This is a genomic window from Polaribacter sp. IC066 (assembly GCF_007997085.1).
Classification (GTDB): Bacteria; Bacteroidota; Bacteroidia; order Flavobacteriales; family Flavobacteriaceae; genus Polaribacter.
On sequence record NZ_VORR01000118.1, the window covers coordinates 1 to 2,032 of the forward strand.

Here is a 2,032-nt window from a genome sequence, read left to right on the forward strand (position 1 = left end):
GTTTCTCAACGATTTGTAATTCAGTCAGATTTGATTCATTCGCATATTTTTCAATTTCCGATTTAATACCTTTTAAATTACTCATAAATGTCATTTTTAACGTTTCTGCTCAATGAATGCCAACGTTTGTGTATAAAGAAAGTTGCGATTTTGTGTGCGAGGAATTTCCAACGGAAATTCAGTAGTACGCAAAAATGCAACGAACTTTGATAAAGCACTAATTTAGCAATTTTTTTTATACTTTGTTAGGCTCTTTTGCGAAACATAAGAGTAAACACATTTAGATTCCGTTTTCAACTTTTCAGCATTTGAGTAAATTCCTGCATTTTAACTTTAAAACACTTTTTGCAAAAAAAAATCGACTACAAATTCTGCTTCCGAAATTCCGCAATTTTGATTTTGAGTGAATTCCAACATTTCCATTCCGCAATTTTGGAATTCCGTTTTAATTTTTGTGCGATTCAAAATTCCGAAAACTTGGCAAAATTTATAATTTTCACAAACTTGCTAAATTCCGCAATTTTGAAAATTTTAACGAGCGAGAAAGTGTTCCGAAAATTCGAATTTAAAAGACCTTAAAAATTTAAATTATTTTCCAATTATTGAATAGAGTTTTTAAATTCTTGAGCAATTGAGCCTAAAGTGTTTGTGTATGATTAGTTGCGTGTTTTAAGAGACTAATTTACTAAATAAAACACGAACCAAGAAAGTCCGTTTGGACTTTCGTAAGTAAGTAATTTGACAGCAATTAATTATACACGGTGTTAGCCTTTCGTTATTTATTATGGATATTATTTAAGTTTAATAAATTCTGTTCCGTTTATAGTTAAGCTCTTAATTTCACCTTTTTCCTTATTGAATTGTATTTTTACTATAGCACTCTTTGAGAAAAATTTATCTTCTTTATATGGAAAAAAATCTAACTTTCTGCCATCAGGAAGTTCAAAATAAATACGCATATCTTCCATTAGTACAATTAAATTAGAACTCTCTCCCTTATATGTGCCAATGTAATTTTTTAAAATATCTTGTGATAGTGTTATTTCTTTAATTTCTGAATGAAGGGTTGGTAACGGTTCTAATTGTGGGTTATGAATTTTTAATTCATCATAAATAGCTTTTAATAGGCTTGTTGTTTTTTTCTGAAAACTACTTAATATCCTTAAAGAGTATCTTTTACCGTTTAAATCGTATGAAATAAGGTTCTTACCTTTAATTGAATAAACATATTCAACAATGTTTGATTTTAATGTTATTTCGGACTCCTCTTCAGATTCCTTATACATTGATGGAAATTCCTGCCCACTACGATCTATTTTATCTTGTTCGTAAAAGTAAAAGTTTTGCCTCTTTACTAAATCATTGAAGATATAGCTCATCGCTAATTTTAGAGAGACTACATAACTATTATAATATTTGGCTATTTTTGAATTAAGACTGTCATTATTTGAAAGTGCAGTTAGCCCAAGGTTATTCATCTTGTTATATGTTAATTCACTAATTTTAAAATCAAGATTTGTGCTATTAAGAATCATTTTGAGACTATCAAGAGGTAATCTAGCGATATCCTTTGTATTCAATGCAGCTTCTTGATTCTTAAGATCTTTTTTTAATTTAAATATAAAATTGTCTAACATTAAAGCGTCATCTTGTAATTCAGACTTCATTTGGGTTAAATACTTATGCCCTAATTTTGTTTTATTGTTATTTTCATTCCAATTATTTAATTGCAAAGCAATTAAAATACCTATAACAACAAGAAGGATTTCTCCAATTGCGTATTTAAAATACTTCCCAGTTTTTCCTTCCGAAAGTAAATTTTGTCTAATTTTTCTAAAGAATTTTATCATTTGGTTAGTGGTTTGTCATAATGAAGGCTAACGTTTGTGTATAAAAATAGTTGCATTTTTTGACAACGAGGAATTTCCTACGGAAATTCAGAAGTTGGTAAAAAAGCAATAAACTTTGCTAAAGCACTAATTTAGCAATTTTTTTTATATTGTGTTATGTTTTGTTGCGAGACACTTGAGTA

1 protein-coding gene is annotated in these 2,032 nt (G+C 28.4%); it reads right to left on the minus strand.

Features of this window, described 5'->3' with window-relative positions; translation table 11 throughout:
- Nucleotides 1–791 precede the first annotated feature (791 nt).
- Nucleotides 792–1,850 carry a DUF6090 family protein gene (locus ES044_RS18135; protein ID WP_147187464.1) on the minus strand — a complete coding sequence of 353 codons (1,059 nt, stop codon included), beginning with the start codon at nt 1,848–1,850 and terminating at the stop codon, nt 792–794.
- Nucleotides 1,851–2,032 lie beyond the last annotated feature (182 nt).

What these genes read in the sequence shown, in the direction of transcription:
- ES044_RS18135 (WP_147187464.1), bottom strand. Translation starts at nt 1,850, where the DNA reads ATGATAAAATTCTTTAGAAAAATTAGACAAAATTTACTTTCGGAAGGA.